We start from the raw sequence: 3,697 nt of genomic DNA on the forward strand, positions 1-3,697 counted from the left end.
TCCTTCTATTGGGTAGAGAGAAATAGTAATTTCATTTGCTGAAGCTCCCGGAGCTAGGGTGATGATTTTTTTTCCTTCTATTGCGTAGAGAGAAATAGTAATTTCATTTGCTGAAGCTCCCGGAGGTGGGTGATGAAATTTTTCTCTTCTATTGCGTAGAGAGAAATAGTCGTTTCATTTGCTGAAGCTCCCGGAGGCGGATGGTGAAATTTTTCTCTTTTATTGCCTAGAGAGAAATAGTCGTTTCATTTAATGGATAACTAATAATGGATAATTCGTCGAGAATATAGTAGGTTGGGTTAAGCGACAGCGCCACCCAACAAATACTGTAAAAGGAAGAGGAAAAAGATTAAGATATGCTCCGATTTTTGTTGGGTTTCCTTTGTCAACCCAACCTATAGATGGTAAATTTTTTCTCTGAATTTTCTGATGTGTCAAAATCGGGAGTAAGTTTTAATTCATCACCAATTTAATTGTCTTTTCGTCATCTGAATATTTGCTCGTATATCCTAATTTTCAAATCCAAAGAAACTAGCGATCGCTGGTAATAATTTTTCCCACTGCTCGATTAATTTTGCTGTCTTAGGTATCCCTGTAAATAAGCCTTTTAAAAATATAATTGCTTGTTCTGCTATTTGTTGGTTTACCTGGGAATTTTTTCCTGCTTCTGCCAGATTTTGTAATTGCTTTAAAGCTTTTTCTTTATACTTTTGAGTCAAATTTGAATCTGCTTCAATTGCTTCTTGAAGTTGAGTCAAAGATTCTTTAATTCCTGGTTTATTTGGTTCAGAAGAATCTGGTAATTCATTGATTGAAGCAGTAAGATTTCCTGTAACATTACCTGTGACAAAATTGGAGCCATAACTTGTTCCAACTTTTATAGATTTGTCTTCCATATTTAACCTACTTTAATTTATGAAAAATTTGCTGATTTAAAAATAATTTGATACTTGATCAATTGGAAATATTAGTCAATAGAAGAAGCAACATCAGAAGAAGTAACATCTCCTACTACACTACCTGATACAAAACTAGAACCAATACTGGTTTCAACTTGAACAGATTTATCTTCAATTTGAACAGATTTATCTTCAATAGAACAGTTCTTAAAATTGAAATTTTTGTTTATTTTTCTTATTTTTCCTGGTTCAGAATTCATAACATCGCATAAATTAATAATTACTTTCCTAATCCAGGCTGGATCTGAGCTAACTATAATGTTTTTATACCCAGAATTTCCTTCAATAACTAGACCATACTTTTGAGAAGTTCTATTAGGTCGATAATGACACAAGAGTAAAATATCAATAATTATCAATAGTAAGCCAAATATTTGGAAATTTTTGTTTGGAGATTGAAGTAATATAATACCTATAAATATTAGTAATCCAGCACCTATAAATAGTAAAGTAGAAAACCTTCTACTTCTTTTTTCAGTAGTTTTAAGTTCAATAGAACGAATACTGGTGATATTGTTGATTTGATAAACAGTATCGTTATAAATCAAAGTTTTTCCTCTAACTTTTAAAACTGGTGTTTCTACTTCTTCCGGTTCTGGATAATATTTTGGTAAATTATCATTCACCCTTAATTTGACTTTAAAGTTATTCTTGTACTGGCACTTAGTAGTCAGCTTTTTTTGTGGCTGTAAAACTTAGTTTAGATAGACTAAAAATATTAACGACTCATAATATTGAGTCAGACAATTTTTAATCATACCCTAAAACCCAATTTAAGAGTTAAATGTAGTTTTGACTATAGTAAATTGTCTGATTAAATCGCGATTTTTGTAAATAAAAATCAAGTGAATATAGGAAAATATCGTGAAAGGTCCTGTGAAGATGAGCTAAAATGGTTGAAACTATTATCAGGACTACACTAAATGACTATTACGGAAGTTTTACAATTTGCCGATCGCCTAGTTTTTGCTCATAGAGGAAAACATTTGGATGATATTCAAGAAACTGTTATTAAAGGTGTTTGGCAAGGTAAAACTTATGAAAATATTGCAGAAGAATGTAATCGTAGTGAAAGTCGAATTAGAGATGTAGGTTATCTGTTATGGAAAACTTTTTCGGAAAGTTTAGGGGAAGATATTAATAAGTCTAATTTTTGCTCTACTATTGAAAGATTACAAACAGAGGCAAAGTCACGACAAAATATTTGTGTAGGAACTAATCATAATTTTGGGTCACAAACTCTATATCAATATCAAAAATATCCTCAAGATTATCAAATCAAAGATACAGTTAAAACAACTTTTCAGGATTTAAGCATCGCCCCTACAATTAATCCTGCTTATTTTTACGGACGTACTCAAGAATTAGAAATTTTATCCGAATATATTTTCCATCAAAAAACTCGTCTGATGCCAGTATTAGGATTAAGTGGCATTGGCAAAACTACCCTCGTAAAAAGATTTATTGACTTGAATATTCAAAAGTTCGATGTAGTAATTTGGAGAAATTTAAAACTTGTCAAATCCATAAATTATCTAATGACAGACCTATTAAAAAAAATCAGTATCCTAAATCAAAATCTTCTCATCTCAGACGAACAATTCACCCAATTTTTTGACTTATTATCTAGACAAAAATGCTTGATAGTTCTAGACGACGTGCACAACATATTTGTCAGTGGAAAATTTGCCGGACAATATCAAACTCAACACACAGAATATCAAAACCTCTTCCAAGCGATCGCTCAAACTGAGCATCAAAGTTGTTTAATATTAATTAGTCAAGAAAAAGCTCAGGAAATGACTGCCTTAGACCGAGAACTATATCCGATTCAATGTTTAGAATTAGAAGGCTTAGATAATTCAGCCGGACTAAAAATAATCCAAGAATATAAACTCCAAGATATAGAATATTGGTTAAACTTAAACAATATGTATCTGGGGAATCCATTATATTTACAATACATAAGCACTTTAATCAAAGATATTTTTCAATACTTAGTATCTCAGTTGATAGCTGAAGGGAATTTAATTATTACAGAAGAAATGAAACTACTTTTCGATACCTCATACCAGAGAATGTCTGACGTAGAAAAACAAATAGTTTTAAAAATAAGTCAATGCGATGAAAATGTTTCAATAGAAGATTTAAAAAAATCCTGTTCATTGTCATTTATAGATATTATCAATGGATTGCAATCTCTGAAAAGACGATATTTATTAAATCAAATAAAAACTAACAATACTTTATTTAGTCTATCTTCCTTATTTAAGGAATATATTAAAAATTTTCAGATGCAAAACTAAACTATGGTGTTTGCCACAAAGAATAAAGACTATTAAAGAGCGATAGTAATTAAACCTTGTTCTTTAAAACGGGGATTGATGAAAAATTTGATCATGCCAATTTGAGCTGACTGAGAATTGGGAATTATTTGAAATGGAGCGAGTCGAGCGAGTCGTTCGAGTCGTTCGAGTTACTTGAGCAGTGTTGTTTTTGATGATTTTCTTTTGCCACTAAATCCGAATTACTACTTTTGACTTTTTCCCACAAATGAAAATTTTGATATTTCCAATTTGAGCTGACTGAGAATTGGGAATTATTTGAAATGGAGCGAGTCGAGCGAGTCGTTCGAGTCGTTCGAGCAGTGTTGTTTTTGATGATTTTCTTTTGCCACTAAATCCGAATTACTACTTTTGACTTTTTCCCACAAATGAAAATTTTGATATTTCCAATTT

4 protein-coding genes are annotated in these 3,697 nt (G+C 31.2%); 1 reads left to right on the top strand and 3 read right to left on the bottom strand.

The genetic code is table 11. The features are described from left to right. Positions 1-249: 249 nt before the first annotated feature. The 3 genes from F6K22_RS10625 to F6K22_RS10635 form a co-directional block, all read right to left on the bottom strand. Entirely contained in the window at positions 250-438 is a 189-nt protein-coding gene (locus tag F6K22_RS10625; RefSeq protein ID WP_293096870.1) for a hypothetical protein, read from the bottom strand. A gap of 71 nt (positions 439-509) precedes the next feature. Continuing rightward, on the bottom strand, positions 510-896 hold the full coding sequence (locus F6K22_RS10630; protein ID WP_293096874.1) for a hypothetical protein: 387 nt from the start codon (positions 894-896) through the stop codon (positions 510-512). A gap of 71 nt (positions 897-967) precedes the next feature. Continuing rightward, the gene (locus tag F6K22_RS10635) at positions 968-1,585 is read right to left on the bottom strand and encodes a DUF6232 family protein (protein WP_293096876.1); all 618 of its coding nucleotides are present in this window, start codon (positions 1,583-1,585) and stop codon (positions 968-970) included. Between the two features lie 297 nt (positions 1,586-1,882). Here F6K22_RS10635 and F6K22_RS10640 point away from each other — a divergent pair, with 297 nt between their 5' ends. After that, the gene (locus F6K22_RS10640) at positions 1,883-3,265 is read left to right on the top strand and encodes a helix-turn-helix domain-containing protein (protein WP_293096879.1); all 1,383 of its coding nucleotides are present in this window, start codon (positions 1,883-1,885) and stop codon (positions 3,263-3,265) included. Positions 3,266-3,697 lie beyond the last annotated feature (432 nt).

The organism is Okeania sp. SIO2F4 (assembly GCF_010672385.1).
GTDB lineage: Bacteria > Cyanobacteriota > Cyanobacteriia > Cyanobacteriales > Microcoleaceae > Trichodesmium.